The organism is Mycobacterium sp. IDUB_1 (assembly GCF_055419625.1).
On the sequence record NZ_JBVAYA010000008.1, the window covers coordinates 45,089 to 67,871 of the forward strand.

21 protein-coding genes are annotated in these 22,783 nt (G+C 63.0%); 20 read left to right on the plus strand and 1 reads right to left on the minus strand.

The annotated features are described in order from the left end of the window. Nucleotides 1–164: 164 nt before the first annotated feature. The 17 genes from ACZYYX_RS29240 to ACZYYX_RS29320 all read left to right on the plus strand — a co-directional run bounded on the left by ACZYYX_RS29240 (nt 165) and on the right by ACZYYX_RS29320 (nt 18,398). On the plus strand, nt 165–1,079 hold the full coding sequence (locus tag ACZYYX_RS29240) for a LuxR C-terminal-related transcriptional regulator (protein WP_463818336.1): 915 nt from the start codon (nt 165–167) through the stop codon (nt 1,077–1,079). A 314-nt stretch (nt 1,080–1,393) separates the two neighbouring features. After that, the gene (locus ACZYYX_RS29245) at nt 1,394–1,831 is read left to right on the plus strand and encodes a hypothetical protein (RefSeq protein ID WP_463818337.1); all 438 of its coding nucleotides are present in this window, start codon (nt 1,394–1,396) and stop codon (nt 1,829–1,831) included. Nucleotides 1,832–1,893: 62 nt separating this feature from the next. Next, nucleotides 1,894–3,423: an AMP-binding protein gene (locus ACZYYX_RS29250; protein ID WP_463818338.1), complete on the plus strand. Its 1,530-nt coding sequence runs from the start codon at nt 1,894–1,896 to the stop codon at nt 3,421–3,423. Beyond that, the gene (locus ACZYYX_RS29255; protein WP_463818339.1) at nt 3,420–3,641 is read left to right on the plus strand and encodes a phosphopantetheine-binding protein; all 222 of its coding nucleotides are present in this window, start codon (nt 3,420–3,422) and stop codon (nt 3,639–3,641) included. Before ACZYYX_RS29250 ends, ACZYYX_RS29255 begins: the two co-directional genes overlap by 4 nt. Continuing rightward, on the plus strand, nt 3,638–5,023 hold the full coding sequence (locus ACZYYX_RS29260) for a flavin monoamine oxidase family protein (RefSeq protein ID WP_463818340.1): 1,386 nt from the start codon (nt 3,638–3,640) through the stop codon (nt 5,021–5,023). The genes ACZYYX_RS29255 and ACZYYX_RS29260 overlap by 4 nt, the downstream gene beginning before the upstream one ends. After that, complete coding sequence (locus tag ACZYYX_RS29265) at nt 5,023–6,594, plus strand: KamA family radical SAM protein (RefSeq protein ID WP_463818341.1); 1,572 nt, start codon at nt 5,023–5,025, stop codon at nt 6,592–6,594. Before ACZYYX_RS29260 ends, ACZYYX_RS29265 begins: the two co-directional genes overlap by 1 nt. A 99-nt stretch (nt 6,595–6,693) precedes the next feature. Then, entirely contained in the window at nt 6,694–8,160 is a 1,467-nt protein-coding gene (locus ACZYYX_RS29270) for a sugar transferase (protein ID WP_463818342.1), read from the plus strand. 25 nt (nt 8,161–8,185) lie between these two features. Then, nucleotides 8,186–9,625 (plus strand): glycosyltransferase family 4 protein, encoded by a 1,440-nt coding sequence (locus ACZYYX_RS29275; protein ID WP_463818343.1) that lies wholly within the window; start codon nt 8,186–8,188, stop codon nt 9,623–9,625. An 8-nt stretch (nt 9,626–9,633) separates the two neighbouring features. After that, the gene (gmd, locus tag ACZYYX_RS29280; RefSeq protein ID WP_463818344.1) at nt 9,634–10,656 is read left to right on the plus strand and encodes a GDP-mannose 4,6-dehydratase; all 1,023 of its coding nucleotides are present in this window, start codon (nt 9,634–9,636) and stop codon (nt 10,654–10,656) included. 42 nt (nt 10,657–10,698) lie between these two features. Continuing rightward, the gene (locus ACZYYX_RS29285) at nt 10,699–11,826 is read left to right on the plus strand and encodes a glycosyltransferase (RefSeq protein WP_463818367.1); all 1,128 of its coding nucleotides are present in this window, start codon (nt 10,699–10,701) and stop codon (nt 11,824–11,826) included. After that, the gene (locus ACZYYX_RS29290) at nt 11,823–12,527 is read left to right on the plus strand and encodes an SGNH/GDSL hydrolase family protein (protein ID WP_463818345.1); all 705 of its coding nucleotides are present in this window, start codon (nt 11,823–11,825) and stop codon (nt 12,525–12,527) included. The genes ACZYYX_RS29285 and ACZYYX_RS29290 overlap by 4 nt, the downstream gene beginning before the upstream one ends. A 173-nt stretch (nt 12,528–12,700) precedes the next feature. Next, complete coding sequence (locus tag ACZYYX_RS29295) at nt 12,701–13,333, plus strand: SGNH/GDSL hydrolase family protein (RefSeq protein WP_463818346.1); 633 nt, start codon at nt 12,701–12,703, stop codon at nt 13,331–13,333. Further along, on the plus strand, nt 13,330–14,733 hold the full coding sequence (locus ACZYYX_RS29300; protein WP_463818347.1) for a tyrosine-protein kinase domain-containing protein: 1,404 nt from the start codon (nt 13,330–13,332) through the stop codon (nt 14,731–14,733). The genes ACZYYX_RS29295 and ACZYYX_RS29300 overlap by 4 nt, the downstream gene beginning before the upstream one ends. Continuing rightward, nucleotides 14,711–16,045 (plus strand): Wzz/FepE/Etk N-terminal domain-containing protein, encoded by a 1,335-nt coding sequence (locus ACZYYX_RS29305; protein ID WP_463818348.1) that lies wholly within the window; start codon nt 14,711–14,713, stop codon nt 16,043–16,045. Before ACZYYX_RS29300 ends, ACZYYX_RS29305 begins: the two co-directional genes overlap by 23 nt. Continuing rightward, nucleotides 16,042–16,629 (plus strand): DapH/DapD/GlmU-related protein, encoded by a 588-nt coding sequence (locus ACZYYX_RS29310; protein WP_463818349.1) that lies wholly within the window; start codon nt 16,042–16,044, stop codon nt 16,627–16,629. Before ACZYYX_RS29305 ends, ACZYYX_RS29310 begins: the two co-directional genes overlap by 4 nt. 23 nt (nt 16,630–16,652) lie before the next feature. Beyond that, nucleotides 16,653–17,591: a GDP-L-fucose synthase family protein gene (locus ACZYYX_RS29315; protein WP_463818350.1), complete on the plus strand. Its 939-nt coding sequence runs from the start codon at nt 16,653–16,655 to the stop codon at nt 17,589–17,591. A 15-nt stretch (nt 17,592–17,606) separates the two neighbouring features. Then, nucleotides 17,607–18,398: an acyltransferase gene (locus ACZYYX_RS29320; RefSeq protein ID WP_463818351.1), complete on the plus strand. Its 792-nt coding sequence runs from the start codon at nt 17,607–17,609 to the stop codon at nt 18,396–18,398. Here the strand turns inward: ACZYYX_RS29320 and ACZYYX_RS29325 are convergent. Continuing rightward, entirely contained in the window at nt 18,345–19,427 is a 1,083-nt protein-coding gene (locus tag ACZYYX_RS29325; protein ID WP_463818352.1) for a cellulase family glycosylhydrolase, read from the minus strand. The two genes, ACZYYX_RS29320 and ACZYYX_RS29325, sit on opposite strands and share 54 nt — an antisense overlap. Nucleotides 19,428–19,813: 386 nt before the next feature. Here ACZYYX_RS29325 and ACZYYX_RS29330 point away from each other — a divergent pair, with 386 nt between their 5' ends. From ACZYYX_RS29330 to ACZYYX_RS29340, 3 genes are read left to right on the plus strand one after another with little or no spacing between them, the layout of a single operon-like run. Beyond that, complete coding sequence (locus ACZYYX_RS29330) at nt 19,814–20,953, plus strand: hypothetical protein (protein WP_463818353.1); 1,140 nt, start codon at nt 19,814–19,816, stop codon at nt 20,951–20,953. Next, on the plus strand, nt 20,950–21,879 hold the full coding sequence (locus ACZYYX_RS29335; RefSeq protein WP_463818354.1) for a glycosyltransferase family 2 protein: 930 nt from the start codon (nt 20,950–20,952) through the stop codon (nt 21,877–21,879). Before ACZYYX_RS29330 ends, ACZYYX_RS29335 begins: the two co-directional genes overlap by 4 nt. Next, on the plus strand, nt 21,876–22,739 hold the full coding sequence (locus tag ACZYYX_RS29340; protein WP_463818368.1) for a glycosyltransferase family 2 protein: 864 nt from the start codon (nt 21,876–21,878) through the stop codon (nt 22,737–22,739). The genes ACZYYX_RS29335 and ACZYYX_RS29340 overlap by 4 nt, the downstream gene beginning before the upstream one ends. Nucleotides 22,740–22,783 lie beyond the last annotated feature (44 nt).

Consider the following 22,783-nt stretch of genomic DNA (forward strand, 5'->3'; position numbering starts at 1 on the left):
GCGTTCTCGGTGAGTCGGCGAACGGATCACACTGTGATCAACCCTCTCCCGCGACACACGTTGACACAGCCGGTATCCGGGGGGAGGGCCAGTGATGACACAGCTGCGTGTGGGGCGAGACGGTGGGATTGTGCCTTCGTCTCGAGTCGGAGGTGGGACTCGAGATGAATGAGCTTCCGCCTATCCGCCCACTGCTGTCGTCCTGGAATGATGACGACATCGCAAGGGCCGACGATCTGGCCCCATTCGACGGTGACCGTCGCGGAGCAACTTATGATCGGCATCCCGTCGGTAGACGCTCGCCCGACGGTCCACTGGCACTGCAGCATTCGACCGTCGAGTTCCTGGACCGGCTCGTGCGAAAAGACGACGGAGCGGACGCGCGCCACACGGTAGTGAGCGCACTCCAGTCGCACCGTGACGTCCGGATTCTGATCGTCGACGACTGCGCACTCCATCGCGACTGTCTGGTGGGTGTTCTGGCGGCACAGCCAGGCGTGGTAGGGGTCAGCGTGGCATGGGATCTGACGTCGTTGGTTGACGAAATCAAAACCTCACTCCCGCAGGTCATCTTGTTGAACATGGCAACCACTGATAGCGCGATGTTGTTACGACACGCATCGAGATTTGGCCCAGATGTGCGCGTGGTCGCCGTCGGTGTCTCCGAGGAGGACGAATCGGGCATCGTCGCGTGCGCGGAGGCCGGCGCAGCGGGCTATCACCTCCGTACGGAATCTCTCGACAACCTGCTTGTGTTGATACACAGAGTTGCTGCTGGTGAATCATTTTGTTCGCCAGCGGTGTCGGCAATATTGCTCAGGCGTCTGTCGACCTTGGCTTCACAGCGTCGGCGGCCCGCAGCCAGGGAACTACCTCTCACCGCTCGGGAGATCCAGATCCTCCGCATGTTGGAGGCGGGACTGGCGAACCGCGAGATCGCGGGCCGGCTCTGTATCGCCGTCCACACTGTGAAGAATCACGTGCATAGTGTGCTGACCAAGCTCGGTGTCAGCAGCCGGGAAGAGGCCGCCGCGCTCGCCCGCAACATCTTTGCAGCGGAGGACTTCTCGTCGTACTAGATCTCGATTCAGTTCCGGGTCCAGTCCGAAAATCGCTCTCATGGTCCATGTACGAACGGTAGCGAGGTCGTCAATAGTGAAGATGTGTTTGCGGGGGAAGATGAAAGTCGTTGCGAGACAGCGATGGCGATAGGGAACCGGCTGGGGCCGGACGAGTCCCTCTCGCATCGGAGTGCATCGCACGGCGCAGTCGACAACGACGCATCGCGTGCACATGTTTCGCTTGTGAACTGTCAGGATCCGTCTCTCGCAACAGGGTCGTCCATCGCGGATTACCGACACACATCCGCTGGCGACGAACGAGGAGTTTGGTGATGTGCGGAATCATCGCCTGCCGGACACACCGGCCGGCATTGGACAACCTGCGGGTCGGGTTACGAAGTAGTTCCCTTGAGGCGCTGCTGGGTCGGTGTGCAGGAACCAAGTTCACCGGGGTGGGGATCGGTCACACGCGAAGGGCGTCCAGCCTGCGCGCCGGGCTCGCTTGCGCCGGAAACAGTTTCACGACCCCGGTCGACAGTGAAGTTCTCTGTCACCTCATCGAGGTTCGGCGGCGCGACGGCGGTGACCTCGTCGATGCGGTGCGCAGCCGGGTCCGGGGCTCCTGGGAGATTGCGGTCCTGGAAAGAGACACCGACCGAATTGTGCTTGTCGCCAGCGGTTCTCCACTCCTCGATGAACTGACGAACACGCGACGGTGGCCCTGTGCAGATGTGCCACAACATATCGCCAAGCGGGTGACAGTCCCATGAACCCGCAACTGCAGCGAGCGATCGAGTCGTCGGTCGAACGAAGCCTCGATAGCTGGAAATCCATGTCTCACGACGCACTGTCGACCGCGCATCTCGCCCAATGCGAAGCCGAGCACGTAGCAGACGTCATCGATGATTTCATTGCCGCAGTGCGCGACTGGCCTGACCGGCCCGCGCTGGTGCACAACGGGACGGCCATCACCTACCGGGAACTCGAGGATCAGGTTCGTGTCGCGGCCTTGCATCTGCACGCGGAGACCCCTGGTGTCAACAGGCTGCCCGGTCGTGTCGGTGTCTTGGCCTCCCACCATCCAGCTGTGGCGCGTCAGCTGTTGGGAGTGTTGCAGGCCCAGGCCACATATTGCCCCATCGACGCCGCGCTGCCGGCCGGGCGGGTGCACGCGCTCACTACGGCGATGGGTGTCGACCGTCTGCTGTCCGCGGCCCAGGCTCCGCGGGTGGAGGCCGACAGCGACCTCCCGGAGTTGCGCTGGCGTCCGAGCGACCCCGCGTATGTTCTGTGTACCTCCGGCTCGACCGGCACACCCAAGCCCGTCGTGGTTTCGCGCTACGCGCTCACCGTCACGGTGCGGGCACTGCGTTCGCTTTTCGCCCTCACCCCTGCCGACCGTGTGTTGCAGTTCGCCTCGCTTGGTTGGGACACGTGCCTGGAGGAGATCCTGCCCGCCCTGACTGCGGGGTCGGCTCTGATCTTCGACGAGGCTGCTCACTGCGGCTCGTTCCCGGCTTTCGTGCGCATGATCGCAGAACAGGCGATCACCGTCATCGATCTGCCCACGGCGTTCTGGCATGAACTCGTACTCTTCCTGCACGAGGAGCGGGTCTCCCTGCCGGACAGCGTGCGGCTCGTCGTGATCGGCGGCGAGCGAGTCGATCCCACTCGTCTGCAGCAGTGGCGGGGTCTCGGTCTCGACGATGTCTGCTTGCTCAACACCTACGGGTGCACCGAGACGACGATGATCACGCACGCGGCACAACTGAGCGGTCCCGGAACAGAACCCCAGATCGGGGCGCACGCGGAGGCGCCGATCGGTCGTCCACTGCCTCACGTGCGTGACCATGTCACCGACGACGGTGAGCTGCTGGTGTCCGGCCCGGGGTTGGCCACCGGGTACCTCGACCTGCCCGAGGCGACTGCCTCCGCGTTCGCGTTCGCAGACCATGGAACGGGGCCGGCTCGCTGGTTCCGCACCGGGGACCTGGTCAGCCGTGCCGAAGGCGGCCCGTTGTTTTCGCATGGTCGCGCCGACGAACAGCTCAAAGTACTCGGTGTGCGCGTCCATCCTGCCGAGGTGGAGACCCAGCTGAACACCCATCCGGCGGTCACCGGCGCCGTCGTGGTCGGCGAGCGCGTCTTGGGGCGAACGTCGTTGACGGCCTACGTGGTTGCGAGTCGACCGACCACCGGCTCCGAACTCAAGGCTTACCTCCGTGAGCGCCTACCAGCACAATTCGTGCCATCCCGCGTGAATTTCGTCGATGCGCTGGCGTACAACGCCAACGGAAAAATCGATCGCGCGGGACTACGGCGAGCTGTCGTGAACAGAAACAACCAAGGAGCGAAACGGTGAGTCCCGATCATATCGTCCAGATCTTCCGGCGAGTCCTCAGAACCACCGAGGTGGACGAAGACTCCGACTTCTTCGAGCTCGGGGGTGACTCGCTGTTGGCGACCAGGGTGCTGAGCGCGATCGCTCGCGACTTCGGAATAGAACTCGTGTATGACGACCTCGTCGAGAACCCCACGGCGACATCGTTGTTCGACCTCGTCGCTGCCGTGGCGCCATGACTCGGGCAGATGCGCACGTCATCGTGGTCGGAGCCGGCCTCGCGGGCTTGATCGCGGCCCGCGACGTGGCCGCATCTGGCGCCGAGGTCACCGTCCTGGAGGCACGCGACCGTGTGGGCGGTCGTATGCGCGGTGTGCCGGTGTCCCCGGATGTCGTCGCCGACGGGGGTGCGGCTTATCTCGGACGGCAGCACACCGAGCTGCTCCACCTCGTCAGCGAGTACGGACTGAACCTCGTGTCCACTGGTATGACTGGTGAGAGCACCTTCCTGATCGACGGCCAACGCACGACGACCGCGAGCAGGATGCCGCCGCTGGACGCCATCGCACTCGGCGAGCTGTTCGACCGTCTCGATGATCTGGTTGAGACAGTCCGGCCGAATGCACCGTGGCTGACACCCGATGCCCATCGCCTCGACCATCTGTCTGCGCAACGGTGGCTTGTCGACGGGATCGCGCGTCCAGATGCACACGCCTTCTTCCCCTTGTTTCTCGGCGAGATGATGGCCGCCGATCCCGCGGCAATCTCTGTTCTACACATGGCTTTCTACCTTCGGTCGGGTGGGGGAATCCGATATCTGAACGCTTTCGAGGGCGGGGCGCAGCAGTGGCGAATCGACGGTGGCGCTCACCTGCTCACCAAGGCCCTGGCTGATCAACTCGGTGATCGGGTGCACCTGAATCACCCGGTCGTGGCCATCGATCAGGACGATGACGGTGTGGTGGTGCGATGCATCGTCGACACCGACCACCCAGAGGTCGAGTTTCGTGCTGATCGCGTGATCGTCGCCTTACCGCCACTTCTGGCGCAGCGCATCGACTTCCGTCCGGCTCTGTGCACGCCTCGCGCAACCGCCGCCACGGGTCGCGGCTGCGCCATCAAGGTCCACTTGGGCTACCGAGCTCCGATGTGGCGTGAGGGGGGACTGTCCGGGTGGTCGGTGAGCACCAGCGGGCCGCTGCTCTCGACGGTCGATGACTCGCCACCCGACGAATCCGCGGGGGTGCTGACGGGATTCGTCACCGGAGCTGCAGCATCCGCCTTCTCTGCGTTGCCACCGGGCGATCAGGAGGCTGCAGCACTCGCCCATATCGGGCGGCTCTTCCCTGAGCTTCCTCCACCGGTTACCTGCTCCGTGACCGACTGGCTGGCCGAAAAGTACAGCGGGGGCTGCTACGCCGCGCTGTTCGGTCCCGGCGACTGGCTTCGCCTCGGGCCGGTACTGACCGAGCCGCATGGCCGGATTCATTGGGCAGGTACGGAAACCAGCCTGGAGTACTTCGGCTTGATGGAAGGCGCGATCAGATCAGGGCAACGGACCGCGGCCGAAGTGATCGGTACAGCACATGCCAGAAACAACTCGCGGAAGGCGCTGGTCTGATGACAACAGTCGTCGAAAGTGACGAGACCGGCGTCACCGCGGTCGCCGAACAGCCGTACATGTACGTGCGCAAGTTGTTGGTCGAGCCGGACTGGCGGCGGTACCCGGGTTGGGCGAATGTATCCCCCTCCGACTGGCACGATCCGCAATGGCAGCGCGCGCACTCACTCAAGAACATCGGTCAACTCCGCGCGGTGGTGGGCGAACTCCTCGAGGAGAAGTTCTATGCCGACCTGGCCGCCGACCAGCGGCATCGGGCGACGATGTCGATGCTGTTGCCACCGCAGATGCTGAACACCATGGCACCGCAATGGGATTCGGCGCAGTCACTCACTGAGTTGTTCTACGCCGATCCGGTCCGGCGCTACATGCTTCCGGTGTTCAGCGACCGTCAACCCGAATGGTGTTCGCATCCCTACGCAGAGCGAGACTCGCTGCACGAGAGCGATATGTGGGTCGTAGAAGGATTGACCCATCGATACCCGACCAAGGTCCTCGCTGAATTGCTGTCGACGTGTCCGCAGTACTGCGGACACTGCACGCGGATGGATCTGGTCGGCAACTCGACGCCGTCGGTGACCAAGACCAGGTTGACGCTTCAGCCCGCCGATCGGCAACGACAGATGCTGGATTATCTGCGAGCTACACCCACGGTCCGTGATGTCGTGGTCTCGGGGGGTGATGTCGGTAATGCTCCCTGGCCGCGACTGGAATCGTTCGTCACCCAATTGCTCGAGATCGACACGATCCGAGACATCCGACTGGCAACCAAGGCCTTGGCTGCACTGCCGCAGCATTGGCTGCAGCCGAAGGTGCTTGACGGGGTCAGCCGGGTGGCGCGCCTCGCAGCCGAGCGCGGCGTCAATCTGGCGCTACACACGCATATCAATCATGTGCAATCGGTGACCCCCCTCGTCGCCGCCGCAGCCCGCGGTCTGCTCGACGCCGGGCTACGGGATGTGCGAAACCAGGGTGTCCTGATGCGCGGAGTCAACGCCACCACTGAAGACCTTCTCGATCTGTGCTTTGCGTTGCAGGGTGAGGCCAACATCCTTCCCTACTACTTCTACATGTGCGACATGATTCCGAACGCCGAGCACTGGCGAACACCGCTGTGGCAGGCTCAGCAGTTGCAATTGTCGATCATGGGTTATCTGCCCGGCTTCGCCACACCACGTGTGGTCTGCGACGTTCCCTTCGTCGGAAAACGGTGGGTACACCAGGTCGTTCGTTACGATCAGAACCTCGGAATCTCCTACTGGAACAAGAATTACCGCACCGTTCTGGAGGGTGCGGACGGTGACGCTCTGAACCGGGCGTACCCGTACTTCGATCCGATCGACACCCTGCCGGCGCTGGGTAAAGCCTGGTGGCGCAAGAACGGCCATCACGCTTGGGACGCAGCTGTTTCCGCTGCCGAGATGGACTCCTCCGCGCCCGCCCCGGTCGGCGGCACCGTATGTGAATCGTACGGTGCCGCCGCTGGCACGAACGCGCAGCAGGAATCCGCTTCCCCCGCAGAGAAGCCTGCGTTGATCCCGTTGCCGCAAGGAGGCGCTCGATATGCATGACATGGCGACCACCCAAGGTGGCGCAGCATGACTGCACCCCCCCTCGTTCGTCGATTCAGATCATCCATCAGTTCCCGGTCGGAGTCTGCGGACCGAGTGATGAAGCAGGTCAAGGAAACCAAAGCGCGCGCGTACCAATGGAAGAAGTCGCACAGAAGGCACGTGGTCGTGACGGATGCCGTTGCTGTGGTGGTTGCCGTAACGGTTGCGCAGTTCGCGCGCTTTGGGCTGCCGGACCTGAACGGCTCCACGATAGGCGACCACTGGCGAGACGTGACTGCGTGCTCGATCATGCTTGCAGTCATCTGGCTGGCCGCCCTGGGGTTGCAGGAGTCTTGGGATCTTTCGCTGACGGGAATCGGCTCGGAGGAGTACCGCCGTGTAATCACCTCTACTGCATGGGCTTTCGGGATCATCGCTGTCACAGATCTGCTCCTGCAGCTCGGATTGGTCAGGGGTTACCTGGCCATCGCACTCCCGTTGGGGCTGGCGGGATTGCTGGCGGGCAGACACCTTTTGAGACGTGATCTCGCCAACAAGAGATCACGTGGTGCGTTCACGAGCCAGGTCGTCGTGCTCGGAAAGCCACGTTCAGTGATCGCGCTGTGCAACACCTTCAGCCGGTGTAGTCATGCCGGATATCGGGTGGTCGGCGCCTGCCTGCCTGACTACGAGGGCAAAGTCGGTTTCGAGATCGACACACGGACCGGGCCTGTGCCGGTACTGGGGGATCAGAATTCGGTGGCGGAGGCGGTGCGACTCACCAACGCGGATGCGCTCGCCGTCACCTCTGCTGAGCACCTCGGCCACGAGCACATGCGGACCTTGACGTGGCAACTCGACTCGTTGGGAACCGACCTGATCGTCATGCCAGGCATGGTCGACATCGTCGGTCCCCGCCTCAAGATCCGACCGATAGACAACATGCCGCTTTTCCACGTGGCACGGCCCCGTCATGATGGAGCGCTTCACTATCACAAGCGCTTCTTCGACCTCGTCCTGGGAGCAGTCGCTTTGCTCCTGCTCAGCCCCGTCATGGTGGTGGTTGCCGCGGCGATCAAGTGGCACGACGGTGGTCCGGTGTTCTTCTGCCAGGAACGCGTGGGTTACAACGGAGTCCAGTTTCGGATAGTCAAGTTCAGAACGATGAAACCGGAGTCCGAGAACCAACTGGATGCGGAACGGATCGTCTGTGGGCAGTCCGACGGCATCTTCTTCAAGTCGGCTACCGACTCGCGAATCACACCGATCGGCCGGTGGCTCCGCAAGACCAGCATCGACGAGATCCCCCAGCTTCTCAATGTTCTCGCAGGCTCGATGAGCATCGTCGGTCCTCGACCGCTGGTGCCGGGCGAGGGATCGTCTGTGGAGTACTTCATCGAACGCCGGGGACTCGTCAAGCCGGGCATAACCGGTCTGTGGCAAGTCTCGGGGAGGTCTGACGTATCTGCTGCAGAGCGCATTCGCCTCGACCACTTCTACGTCGACAACTGGTCCTACGTCCAGGATTTGGTGATCATCCTGCGGACGGTACGGACGATCATCCAAGGCCACGGAGCGTACTAGGGCCATGACACAGAACGGATCGATCATGAAGTCGTCACCTGTGATGCGCGCCGAGAAGCTCGACGTGCATGCTGACGGCGCAGTACCTCACCAAAGCATGGCGGATTCCGCGTCCCGCTACGATCCCGATTCCAGCACCGGCTCGCTGTCTGGTCTCCGAGTGTGCGTGGTCGCATGTCATTTCCGCCCTGAGTCATCGGGCAGCGCGCCCTACAACTCGTTGCTCGTCGACACTCTTGCTGATGCCGGGGCAGCCGTGAAGGTCGTCACCGGTGTTCCACACTATCCGCACTGGTGTGTGGTCGACCCGCAGTATCGGGCAGGCCTGCGATGGCGTGAATCACCGACCCGCGCATCAGGTACCGGCTCGGTCGACATCGTGCGACTGCGTCACGCGGTTCCCCGGAATCCCGACCTCCTCGGGCGAATGCGCCTCGAGCTGAGCTTCGCTGCGCTGAGCGCGCCTACTGTCGCCGCGGCTGATTCAGACGTAGTGATCGCTGTGACGCCGCTACTGGGCGCCGCGGTGGCGGGCGTGATAGGGCGGCGGCGGCGGCCGTTCGGCGCCATCGTGCACGACCAAGTGGGTAAGGCTGCTGTCCAATCGGGAAGTGCGGGTGCCAAGCTCTCGAATCTCATTGCTGCAGCCGAGTATTCGGTACTGCGCCGCGCCGATCGCATCGGCGTGATCACGGAGGGGTTCAGGCCCGCGCTGATTGCGGGCGGAGTGGACGATCGACGGATCGTCAACGTTCCGCTGTTCTCGCACGTGACTCGTGCGGACCTCACCCCAGCGGCGGCACGGCGCGCACTCGGCTGGCCTGACACCGGCCGTCTCACGGTGGTGCACACCGGGAACATGGGGATGAAGCAGGGCCTGGAGCACGTCCTGGAGGCCGCCCGAGTTGCCGCGGTGCGGTATCCGGGAGAATTCGAGTTCGTCTTCGTGGGGGACGGCAACACGAGGCAGGCGTTGGAACAGCAGGCCTGCGGACTGGACGGGGTCAGGTTCGTCGATCCGGTGTCCGACGCGATCTACCCACTCACGCTGGCTGCGGCAGATGTCCTGCTGGTTCACGAGCGTCCCGGGGTCAGGGAGATGTCGCTTCCCAGCAAGCTCACCTCGTACACGACCGCTGCGCGACCGATCATCGCCGCGGTCGCCGAAGACGGGATCACCGGATCGTTGTTGAGCTCCCGCGACGCAGCGCTACTCGTGCCGAACGGTGATCCGGAAGCGCTCATCAGCGGCCTGTGCGGGATCCGGTCCAACGATGTGCTGCGTGCGCGGCTCGTCGGTAGCGCTGCGCGGCTCGGGGAGTCGGAGTTCTCCGAGCGTCGCGGCCGACAGCATTTCGTCACGTTCGCCAGAGCACTCGCCGACCAAGACTCACGTGCCCCGATCGAGAGCGTCTGCTCAAGCCCTCGACGCGGTCATCAAGCAACCTTTCGGAACAAAGGATGAGACACGACATGAAAAAGGCTGTCATCACCGGGATCACCGGCCAGGACGGGTCGTACCTCGCCGAGCTGCTGCTCGACAAGGGTTACGAGGTGCACGGCCTGATCCGTCGATCGTCGACGTTCAACACATCGCGGATCGACCATCTTTACGTGGACCCGCATGATCCAGATGCCCGATTGCACCTCCACTACGGCGATCTCAGAGACGGGGCCCGCCTGGTGACCTTGCTGTCGCAGATCTCGCCTGACGAGGTCTACAACCTCGGTGCGCAATCACACGTGCGGGTGAGCTTCGACGAGCCGGAGCACACCGGCGACACGACAGGCATGGGGTCGATTCGGTTGTTGGAGGCGGTCCGGCTCTCAGGAGTGCAGTGCCGGTTCTATCAGGCGTCGAGTTCGGAGATGTTCGGAGCATCACCGCCCCCTCAGAACGAGGACACATTCTTCTATCCGCGTTCGCCCTACGGAGCCGCCAAGGTGTACTCCTACTGGATCACCAAGAATTACCGTGAGGCCTACGGCATGTTCGCGGTGAACGGAATTCTGTTCAATCACGAGTCTCCTCGCCGCGGCGAGACATTCGTGACCCGCAAGATCACCCGTGCGGTTGCGCGGATCAGAGCCGGGCTGCAGGAAGATCTCTATCTGGGCAATCTCGACGCCGTCCGTGACTGGGGTTACGCGCCGGAGTACGTGGACGGCATGTGGCGGATGCTTCAGGTCGACGAGCCGGACGACTACGTGCTGGCGACCGGCCAGGGCCACACCGTGCGGGATTTCGTGAGCATCGCATTCGAGAGGGCAGGGCTCGATTGGCAGGATCATGTGAGGTTCGACCAGGGGTATGTCCGACCCACTGAGGTCGACTCGCTCATCGGCGATGCATCGAAGGCAGCGCGTGTCCTGGACTGGAAAGCCGAGGTGCGGACTCCCGATCTCGCCGCGATCATGGTGGACGCCGATATCGAAGCGTTGCGTTGCGCGGGCACGCCGTGGGTGGACAGGCCGCAGTCAGTCGGCCGGATCTAGCGAACCGATCCCATGACAACGTGGACAGGCGATGCGGGCGGCATGCGGATACTGCATGCGGTCACGTTGCTGACTCCGGATAACGCGTACGGCGGACCCGTCCGGGTCGCTCTCAACCAGGCCTCGGCACTACGCATCCGTGGCCACTCGGTGACGCTCGCGGCGGCCGAGCGAGGGTTCGATGTGAGACCCACAGGTGCCGAAGGAAACCCGCTTGTCGCCCGGCGCACTGTGCGGTTGGTTCCCCGCGTGGGCTATGCAGGTCTGTCTGCTCCCGGTCTCCTGGCGTGGTTTCTCAAGGAACACAACGACTTCCAGGCCGCACACGTCCATCTCGCACGTGATCTCGTCCTCCTTCCGCTGGCTGTGGCCATGATGCGGGTGAGACTGCCTTATGTGCTGCAGGCACACGGCATGATCCTGCCGGGAGCGCATCCACTCGCGCCGTTGATTGACCGCGCCATCGTTCGGAAGCTGCTGTGCCGCGCGCACGAAGTCTTTTACCTCACCACTGATGAACGCGACGCGCTCGATGAGATCGCCGGTGGAAACGCTCGGCTGACTCCGCTGCCGAATGGCGTACCGCTGTATCCCGCCGCGACGCACTCTCGGCGGGTACCGGAGGTGATGTATCTGTCACGGCTGCATCCACGCAAGCGACCCACCGATTTCGTCACCGCCGCACTGGAGTTGAACGCGCGAGGGGTATCGGCGACCTACACTCTCATCGGACCGGACGAAGGCGAAGGCCGGAGGGTGCAAGAGGCTGCCGCCCAGACGCCCAACGTCAACTGGGAAGGCCCGGTCGAGAGCGGAGCGGGGCCTGCGCGCATGCGGCAGGCATCGATATTCGTGTTGCCGTCGCTGGCCCCGGAGCCCTACCCGATGGCAGTACTCGAAGCGATGTCTGTCGGCCTGCCGGTAGTCGTGACCGATCAGTGCGGGTTGGCGCCTCTGGTCCGAAAGTACCGGTGCGGCATCGTCATCGAGCCAGGTGCGCCGCGCATTGCCCGGGCAGTGGAGTACCTGCTGTCAGCCCCTGACGTTGCGAGGTCAATGGGTGAACGCGGGCGCAGTGCCGTCAAGCACGACCTCGGTATGTCGTATGTGGGCCAACGTTTGGAGACGAGCTACTCCGCCGCGTCGCACGATCGCAGGTGGCTTCCATGACGTGGTGGTATTCCTCGTGGCGATCTGCGATCGGGACTGTGGTGCTGGGGCTTCTGCTCGTGGCGGCGACGGCCACCGTGACGGTGGTTCTCACCAGCGATGGTGGGGAACCGGTATCCGTTCCTGCTGATGGACCGCTGCGGATCTCGGTGATCGGTGATTCGTACAGTGCAGGCGCCGACAACGACGTGACCTGGCCGTCGCTGGTGGCCGCCGCGTCGCCGCTCAGCATCTCGAATGTCGCAGCGGCTGGCTCGAGTTACGCCGGCCGTGCGGGGCAGAGCGGACGCTTCGCCGACCAGGTCGACAAGGCACTCGCGGCCAAGCCTGATGTGATCGTGGTGTTCGGCGGTATCGGCGATGTGACGCTTCCTGATCAACAGATCACCCAGTCGGCGGTCGATCTTTTCACCGAACTCAGCAGACGAGCCCCCGACGCTGCACTCGTCGTCTTCGGTCCCATCTGGCATCAGCATCCGGTACCTGATGTCTTCATGACTCTCGACTCCGATATCGCCAAGGCCGCCAACATCACTCACACCCTCTATGTACCTCTGATCGGGGAGAATTGGCTTGCTGCCGAGGGTTTGATGCGGCGGAACATCGCTCCGACCGACGAGGGACAGTCCGTGTTGGCGCAACGACTGAGGCCCCTTCTCATGGAGCACATCCGCGAGACGAGCAGGGCGGTTCTCCCATGATCTGCAGGCTCAGGGGTCGCGTGCCGGTGCCCCGGCGATCGACGCTTCTTCTCGCTGTCCTGTCGATCGCCGCTGCCATAGCTGTCCCTCACGTCGTTCTGGACAGTTCGACAGCAGGCCCGGACGGGCCACCATTGCAGATCGTTGCTGCTCCACCCACATTGCCGAGTCGGGTGGCACCCGCTGTCTTGTTCATCGGTGACTCGTACACCAAGGGTCCCTCCTCGCCGGACCTGAGCTACGGATGCCTGACGGCCACGGCATTGGGGTGGGAATGCAACATCGCTGCCGAAGGCGGGACGGGCTACCTCAGCGGCGGTCCAGGACACCGGCTCGAGGTCTCCCAGCCCGACTTGCCGTCCACATCGTTCGTAGAGCGGCTACCTCGTCTGCGAGAAATGTATCGGGCGGACGTTGTGGTCCTCGACGGTGGCCGAAATGACATGCAGTTTGCGACCTCCGACGTCGATCCCATATTCGCGTACACCGTGAAGCAGGTCGTCGAATCGTGGCCGAACAGCCACATCGTCGTGATCGGACCATGGTTCCTCAACGAGCCGGTGATCAGGCCGCCATCGTTGGCGGGCAAGACGATCGGCGACGACTTCCGATCGGTTCTTCGCTCCGATCCTGAGTTCGATGCCGTCGAGTTCATCGATCCTGGAGCGCTCGGCTGGTTTGTCGGTATCGACACATCCCCGTACGTGGGTGACGACGGGATCCACCCCACCTTCGCCGGCGTGAAGAAGATCGCTGAACTGCTCACCAAAGCACTGAAGGCGCAGGGGGTTGTGCATTCATCATGAACTCGACCCTGACTGATTACCTGGTCGTGCTCCGGTGCTGGTGGCGGATCCCGGTCGCATTCGCTGTCCTGTCACTTCTGGCGACGGCCCTGTTCTTCATCGCGAGGCCGCCCGAATACGCCTCCAAGGCAGTGCTGTTCGTGACGACCCCACGCGACGATGAGCGCAGCTTCTACGAGGGTGACGACTACGCCAGGAAGCGGGCCGACACCTACTTCGCCTTGAGTAGGAGTCCGGAGATCGCGAAGCGGGTGATCGACGACCTCGGAATGGACATCGCCCCAGGGCAGATGATCGACCGTGCCGACCTCTCCCCGGTTCACGACACCGTGCTGCTCCAACTGACGACGACAGGTGACACCCCGCTGCAGGCTGAAGCGATCGGCAGCGCCTACATCGAGGAACTTCGCCGAAGCATCAACGCGCTGGAAACGGTGTCGGCAGGATTGGCTCCACGCGTGGACTTGATTCCGGTGAAGGCCCCGTCCTCTCAGGGCCGGGCGGGGATGTTCTCGCCCTCGCTGATCCTCGGCGTCGCAGGAGTCCTCGGCCTGATCGCCGGTGCGTTCGTCGCGGTGGTTGTTGCTCTTCTCGACGGGAGGATTCGTCGCCCCGAGGATGCCGCGGAAGCCACGAAGACTCCTGTGCTGGCGAGCGTCCCTTCCGTTCGGTGGGAGTCTCCGCAGTCCCGCGTCTGGGGTGAAGAGTCCGGCCGGCAGATTCGAGGCACGCTGGACCGGCTCGCAATACTCGGGTCGAAGGTCATCATGGTGGCCTCTGCTGAACGAGCCGCAGGAAAGACAGGCATCGCCCTGATGGCGGCACGGGCACTGGCAAGCAGAGGTTCGACCGTGGCCATGGTCGACTTCGATTCGCGAGGCTCCCGAATGGCCTCGGTTCTCGGGCTGGACACCGCGCAGACGGTCAGCGGGCTCGTGCATGGCGGCGAGCCGCAGCGCGAGCTCTCATTGTCTGTGCAGACGATGGCTCTTGCGCATTGGCGGGGTGTCACCGTCATCCCGTTCGGTTCGATCGAGGGGGACCCGGGAGCAACGGCCGATCATCCGGGAACGGCCCAGATGTTCGACGAACTCCGTGACAGATACGACTGGGTCATCGTGGACACCCCTGCGTTGATGGAGTTCAGCGACGCAGTGCGACTGGTTCGCCACGCTGATGCGATCGTCCTGGTCGCCCGGGCGGCCCACACCAAGTTCGACGCACTGCGTTCGGCATGTCAGCAGTTGACGCTCGCTGCCGGAAATGTGCTGGGAGTGGTGTGCGTCGCCCACAGCGCTTCCGGACAGCGACAAGGCCGCGATGTCAGGTCGTCCGGCCGCGAGGTGTTCTCACATCGGATTCAGCGAGGAGACTGTGATGGATTTCCAGACCGTCGTTAGCGCGATACGACGTAGATGGTGGGTTCTCGCGATCACAGCCCTCGTCGGGATCTTCGTCGGAAACCTGGTGAGCACTCACGAAGTTCGTGAGTACACGGCGACGACGAGGTTGTTCGTTGCCGCCACCGGCGGTGGCAACAGCTCGTCAGAGGCCTACTCCGGCGGCCAGTTCTCAGAGCAGCGCGTCCAGTCGTACGCACAGATGATCACCGGTCAGCAATTGACCAGGCGCGTCGTCGACAGATTGCATCTGCCGCTGTCGGCCGACGAACTCTCGTCGAAGGTGAACGCTGCCATCGTGCCGCGAACGGTGCTCCTCGACGTGTCCGCAACTGATCCGTCCCCTGAACGCGCCACCGATATCGCCAATGCACTTGCAGACGAGTTCATCCGGTACGCCGGTCCGCTGGAGACGCCGATCGGTGAGAGTGCGCCTCGCGCGACGATCACTGTGGTGAATCGCGCCCAGATACCGTCGTCGCCGAGTTCCCCGGACGTCGTCACAAACGCCGTCTACGGGTGCATCGGTGGCCTACTGATGGGGTTGCTGTGCCTCTCGTTGACCCCTGTCGTATCACGGCGTATCACATCGGCTGAGGAACTCGGCCGGCTCACGGGTGTACCCACCGCAGGTCCCCTGGTGATGCCCGATCCTTGCCTCTGGACCCCACACGCGTTGTTCGACGCGTCGCGTCCGGAGGAGTCAGAGGGCCTTCGGCGCCTCCGAGTGCAGATAGACGCGCACGACCCGGCGCCGCAGGTCCTCCTCGTAGCGCCGGCTTCCTCCGGTCGAGCGGCCGCTGCCCTTGGAGCCGGTGTTGCTACGGCCTTCGCCGAGACAGGACGCACTACGGCACTCATTGCCGCAGATTCGACACTGGACAGCAGGTGGTTCGGTGTACCAGGTGACGGCCCGGGGCTGGCCGAACTGCTCAGCGGCCGATCAGGATTCGACGACGTACTACACAGCACCGTCCGTCCCGGATTGTCCGTCATTCCCCGCGGCGGGACGCATGCGATCGAGGCGTTGCTCTCATCCGCTGCGATGAGCGCATTCGTCGACGACCTCCGCAAAGAGTTCGATCGCGTGGTGATCGTCACCGCGTCCGTGATCGACAGCAGCGCTGCCTCCGTCTTGTCCGCGGTCGTCGACGCTGATCTGTTGGTGGTCGACACGTCGAGGTCTCATCGCGGGGAAGTCGCCGAGGCCCTCAGTGAATTCGCGGCAGCGAGGGCCCATCTCCTGGCCGTGGTGATGGCCAGAATCGTGGCCCCCGAGCGGCCGCACCCAACGTCGAAAGGGTCCCGATGAACAAGGTGGCATACATCAGTACCGACCGAAGCGACGATGCGGCCTCGGAGCCGGGCCGCCGTTTCTGCCTCAGTGGCTTCACCGGACGGGGATATGAGCGCGGCCGCAGCGTCGGAGTTCAAATTCTCTGGCTGCTCGCCCGGGAAGTCCTGATGAAGTGGTGGTGTCCGAACAGACTTCGCATCACAGTGCTACGGCTCTTCGGCGCCAGAATCGGTGCTGGAGTGCTGATTCGACACCAGGTCAAGATCCATTGGCCATGGAAACTGGATGTCGGAGACAACTCGTGGATAGGCGAAGAGGTGTGGATTCTGAACCTCGAACACGTGACGATAGGGTCGAACACCTGCATCTCGCAAGGAGTACTCGTCTGTACCGGAAGCCATGACCGGCGCAGTCCCACTTTCGAATTCGACAACGCGCCCGTCGTCATCGGTGACTCGGTGTGGGTGGCGGCCCGGGCGACCGTCCTGCGGGGCGCACGAATCGGAGACGGCGCAACCATCGGCGCATCGGTGGTCGTGACCGGTGATGTGCCCCCCGAGACGACCCTGCTTTCGAGCCGTCCGCGGGTCCTGCGTTGATGAATCGACCGAATGAGACGACGATGCGCAACCAACCGAAGGTCTACGTCGCCGGCCACCGCGGCATGGTCGGATCAGCCATCACGCGCCGTCTCCGCGAGGGCGAGCACGCTCATGTCATCACTCGCTCACACGATGAGCTGCCCCTGGACGACGCGGCAGCGGTAGAGGACTTCTTCGCCGCAGAGCGGCCCGATGTCGTGGTGCTCGCCGCGGCGAAAGTCGGCGGCATCATCGCCAACGCAACGCTGGGGGCCGACTTCATTCGCGAGAATCTGATGATCCAGACGAACGTCATCGACTCTGCATACCGCAACGGAACTCAGAAATTCATGTTCCTCGGATCGAGTTGCATCTACCCCAAGTACGCGGTCCAACCGATCACGGAGGAGGCGCTTCTGACCGGTCCTCTGGAGGAGACGAATCGTCCGTACGCAGTCGCGAAGATCGCGGGCATCACGATGTGCGATGCCTATGCCCGGCAGTACGGTTTCAACGCATTCGCGGTGATGCCGTCGAACGTGTACGGGGTAGGGGACAACTTCCATCCGGAACATTCCCACGTTGTCGCGGGGTTGATGCGCCGCTTCCACGAAGCGAAGCTGTCGGGTCAGCCGAAGGTCGTCGTGTGGGGGAGCGGAACACCTCTACGAGAGCTCATCGACGCCGATGACCTTGCTGATGCCTGTGTGTTCCTCCTGCGCAACTTCGACGATCGAGGAATCATCAATGTAGGTTCAGGACAGGAGATCTCGATCCGCGACCTGGCACTGCTGATGAAGGTGGTCGTGGGATACGACGGCGAGGTCGAGTTCGACGCAACCCGGCCAGACGGCACACCTCGCAAGGTCATGGACAACAGCAAGTTGAGGGCGCTCGGCTGGCAGCCGACGCTGACAATCGAGGCCGGGTTGAAGAAGATGTACGCCTGGTTCGTCGAGTCGCATTCCGACATCTGCTGACAAGGAGAATGGTCGGTGAAGGAGAAACTCGAGATTCTGGTCTGGCTTCTGCCGGGCAGCGCGCTGAAGAACCGGCTCTTACGGCGATTCGGCCACGATGTTGCCCCGTCTGCCGGTATCGGTCCACTCCTGGCCTTGAATGTCGGCCGCGCCGTCATCGGGGAGGGCGCGACGATCGGGCCAATGAACATTTTCCGCCGCGTTCGCGTCCTGAAAGTGGGTGACGGCGCGTCGATTGGATCACTCAACACGATCTCGGCACATCCCGCGTTCCAAGCGTTGCACCCAGATGTCGGAACCCTCGTCGTGGGTGACGGCGCGATAATCACGAGTCGACACAACATCGACTGTTCCGGGTACGTTGCGCTCGGCGACATGTCCGGTATTGCCGGCCAGCGAACGACCATCCTCAGCCACGAGATCGACATCATGCTCGACGTACAGTCCGCAGGATGGGTCACCATCGGTGCACGTTCCGTAGTGCTGACCAATTGTCTGGTGCTGAAGGGCGCAGTGCTGCCGCCCCATTCGCTGCTGATCGCGAACTCGATGCTGAACCGCCCCAGGAAGGCGAATCAACCCCCGGGCGTATACGGCGGATCGCCCGCCCAGTTCATCAGATCGATGTCCTTGGAGGGAGGCAGTTGGTTCGAGCGAAAGGAGAGCGCGACGACCACGCTGAGGGTGGATCTTCCCCGCAGCATGTGGCCGAACGGCAATCGTCGAGCAGTCGTCGTCGCACCGTCGACACCGTCAACCGAGGCGGGCTTGGACGGCTGCGAGAGCCGGCTTGGCTGTGAAATCTGACTGGACCAGGCCGTAGTTGTATTCGACGTTGCGACTTCCTGTTTCGACATCGCGGAAGTCGAAGAGGAAGATGGGACCCCCATTGTGAAGAGACCGCAGGAAATCTATTCCGTTGGTCAGGATCTCGCTCTGACGTTGAGGGGACACGCCGACCTGCTGACCCGAAAGATCCGGGGCGGCGGCTCCAGGGGTGGCGGTCGACGCGCCGAACTCGGTGAACCAGATCAGCTTTCCGCCCTGACCCTCCTTCACCATCAGCTCGCTGACGTCCTTGATCGCTTGGTTCGAGTTCGAGGTGTCCGACGTTCCCCCGGTCGTCAACAGCTCGGGGGTGCTGTAGGGGTGCATGGCGATCGCGTCGAAGAAGTCAGCTGCGCCGTTGTCGTACAACCCCCTGATGAAGGAGACAGGCGACAACTCCGTGGGATTGTCCACCGCGGGGGACGTACCGCCGGTGACCACCACCGATTGAGGGTCGACATTCTTGATGGCCCGGTAAGACTCCTTGAGCATCGACGAGTACAAGGCCAGATTGGGTCCGGGGGCGAAACTGTCGTCGATGTTCGGCTCGTTCCAGATCTCCCAATTGCGAATGACATTCGAGTAGCGCTTGGCGGCTTGCGCAACGAAGTCGGCCCAGGGCCCCGCATCGGCCGGTGCCGGGTGGACGAGGTCTCGGTATCGAGGGGGAACGGCCCACGACGGCGCATAGGACAGCACTCCGAGGATGGCGATACCTCGGCTGGCCGCGCCGTTGACGAGCGAATCTGTCTCGCTCCAGTCGAATTGACCTGGCGAGCGCTCGATGAGATCCCATTCGATTTGAAGCCGAACCGCCCTGAAGCGGTCGGCCGCAATCTGATCGAACTGCCTGTCTCGGGTGGTGGAGTCGGTCAGAGTGACGGCGTTCACTCCGACGAGACCCGGCGGCAACGCCGCGCCCGTGGGCATCGGCCTCGCGAAAGAGTCAGGTGGCCTGACCGCCTGGCAACCGACGATCACGATGACCACCGCCACGATGGCCAACACGTGCAATCGCGAAACTGGTTTGGGGCGTTGGCCCCTCAGGACATCCAATGTCTGGCTCCCCTTCGATCGACAACCCGAGGACGGGGCGGTTCCGGTGCTCTTCGAGCAAGAATGCCCGGCGAGCGGCTGATCTGCAATGGTCTGCTCGATCAATATCGCATCCGGGATCTGATCGATGGATCACCGCGATGAACGGGGTGATTGCGCAATCCAGGCCCCAAGACGGCGACAACGCTGAGATGCGAGTCGTCTCTGGCGTCGTCGCTCCGGCTCCGCGCGGGTCGTTCGAGAGGCGGCGGACAAGCGCACGCCGCGCACTCACCGTCATTGTGCTGATCGCACTGGGCGCGACAACGGCTGTTCAGATCCAGGGTTTCACACTGACGATGCTGGCCCCGATCTGTCTTCTCCTGGCACCCGCATTGCTCTTGACGCGCCCGACGCTCGGGCAGTGGCTACCTCTCGCCCTTGCCGTGATCGGGTTCGCAGCGTTCTGCGTCTCGGCCCAGATCAACAATCTGAGTCTCGTCGACCAACGAGTGCAACAGTGGGGCGCATTTGCGCTCTATTTCGTGGGGTTCTTGGTACTCGCCGGCCGAGATCTCCTCCGCATCTTCGCGATCTACTGCGGCATTGCAATCGGGGCATCCTGCTACAGCATCATCCACGTCGGGGCATCCGTCGACACCTACGGTTCGACGGCAGAACTGTGGAAATACGGCTTCGGCCAATGGGTCGTCATCATCTTGCTCTTCTGCCTGGTTCTCCTGAAGGTCCCGCTGCCGCTTCAAGCGCTGTCGCTTCTGCTCGTAGCCACCTACAGTTTGAGTGCGGATTACCGATCACTGGCGATCAATTGCGCGCTCACGACCGTGATGGCTCTGGTGGGGTGGGTCGCTACCGCCCGCGTTCCCCGTTGGGTGCAAGTCACTTTCGTGGCAGTCTCAGGGACGGCGATGTGTGCGATAGTGCCGCAGTTGGCCGCGAACGGCTTCCTGGGCGATGCGATCCAAAGGAAGACGGAGGATCAACTGGCCGAGGGGGTCCCGTTGATACTGGCCGGCCGAACGGAGTCGCCGTTGTCGATTTCGGCCATCCTCGAACGCCCGTGGTTCGGCTGGGCCAGTGCGAACAACATCAGCGCGGAGGCATTCGATCGCGCGAAGTCCCTCGCTGTCTCCCTTGGCTTCGATCCTGCAGCACCCATCGAGAGCGGTTGGTACTTCGCCAACGGAGACGTTTCCCTCCACTCGGTGTTGCTCGGTGCATGGGCGGAAGGCGGAATCTTCGCCGCACTACTGCCGCTGGGGCTTGTCATCGCAGCACTGGCCATGGTCTGGAACGCATCCCGATATGGGCGCTGGTCCGTTCTGGTGATCGCCGCGTCGCTGCAGGCGGTGTGGGATCTCTTCTTCTCACCATGGTCCTACGGTTCCCTCGCCGGTTTCGCCATGCTCGCAGTTGTCTTCACAGCGAGGCACATGCCCTCGCAGCCGCACGTGGATCCGAAGGAGTTCGTCCGTTGACTATCGAGCCCACAGTGAGCGTCATCATCCCAACAGTCGGCCGAGCGAGTCTGCGCACCGCGGTCGAATCTGTCCTGAATCAGACCGTCCCACCCCTTGAAGTCATCGTCGTGGTCGATTCCGACAGCGAGCCGGAACTTCCGGAATCGGATGAGATCCGCGTCCTGCGGACATCCGGACACGAGGGTCCCGGTCGTGCCCGACAACTCGGGATCGACTCTGCGAAGGGCACTATCATCGCGCTCCTCGACGATGACGATCTCTGGAAAGAGTTCAAGCTCGAGAGGCAGCTCGCCGCAGCACCGGATTGTCGGGGACGGTGGATCGTCTCCTGTCGGTACGAGAGACGGGCAGAGGGCCACAAGCCCCTGACGATGCCGCGCAGGTTGATCGATCCGCACGAACGAGTGGCCCCGTACTTGATGCAACTGGTCTCCATGAGACGAGCGAGACCTTCGCTCGCGGTGCCGACACTCATGTTCCCCAGGACAGTTGCCGATGCGGTGCCGTTGTCGGTGTCGGCCGGCTCGATCCACGACGACCCCTCGTGGTTGATGAGAGTCCAGCACGAGCTACCGGATCTCCCGATTCTCCAACTCCCCGACTGCCTCGTCGAGGTCAATGTGACGGCCAACTCGACGTCTCGTCCGGGGGTGGATCGCAGCGCCGACTACATCGATTGGGGAAGAAGCGAACTCGCTGACGAGTCGAAGCGGGTGCGAGGTGACTACTTCCTCTACAGCCCCGTCAGTTCCGCCCTCGAAGCAGGCTCGTTCCGGAGCGTTCTCCGATCGGTTGTCGCGAGTGTCCGATGGGGTCGCCCAGGAGTCTGGGCATGGATCTACGCATTGTCGGCAATTGTCCGGATCGCACTGCGAAAGGCGCGACGCTGGCTGAGGAATGCTTCGAGGAAGACGGACCAATGAGCTCTGCTCCGACTGTTTCGGTGATCACCATCACCCTGAACGACCTCGACGGTCTGAGACGAACCGTCGACAGCGTCCGTGCTCAGCGGTACGCGGGACCCGTGGAACACATCGTGATCGACGGTGGCTCGGGTGACGATGTGGTGGACTACCTGCGCCAGATCGAGTCCGGCCTGAGGTACTGGCAGTCTCAACCCGATGCCGGGAGATATGACGCGATGAACCAGGGGATCGGCCATGCATCGGGAGATATGTTGTGGTTTCTGCATTCTCGCGATTGCTTCTCCGATGAGGACTCGCTGGCCCACGTAGTGCAGACGGCCGCCCGCCATGGTCCTGTGAACGACCTCTGGGGCTACGGCATCGAGAACTTGATCGGGCCGGACGGGGCCAGCGTCGGTCTGCAGGCACCCATGCCCTTCGACATGCGCAAGTTCCTGATGATCCAGGCGACCATCCCGCATCAGGCATCGTTCTTCGGTTCGTCCGTAGTCAGGAAGGTAGGTGGATACGATCTCGAGTTCGAGATCGCTGCCGATCAACTGTTCATGCTGCGCGCGGCACTGATTCATGAACCCATCACCATCGAGCGCGTAGTCGCCGACTTCGACATCACGGGCGCCGGTTCGGCACGCTCTGTTGACGACGTCTTCGACGATATGCGGAGGATATGGGACTCGGTCGGCTGTTATCCCTTCCACGGTAGGCGGACCTCCCGCGCTCTCCTTCGCTGCTGGGAATATGCGGTGAAAACGAAGATCGCCATGCTCCCGGCGGTGACCGCCATGAGAGAACGGTCTGTTCACATGCCCGCCAACAAGCTCCTGCGGAGAGTTCCGTGCAGTGATGCGCCTCTGTGACCGTGGCCGGACCTCGCGCGCCTCCCAGCCGGACCGGATGCTGC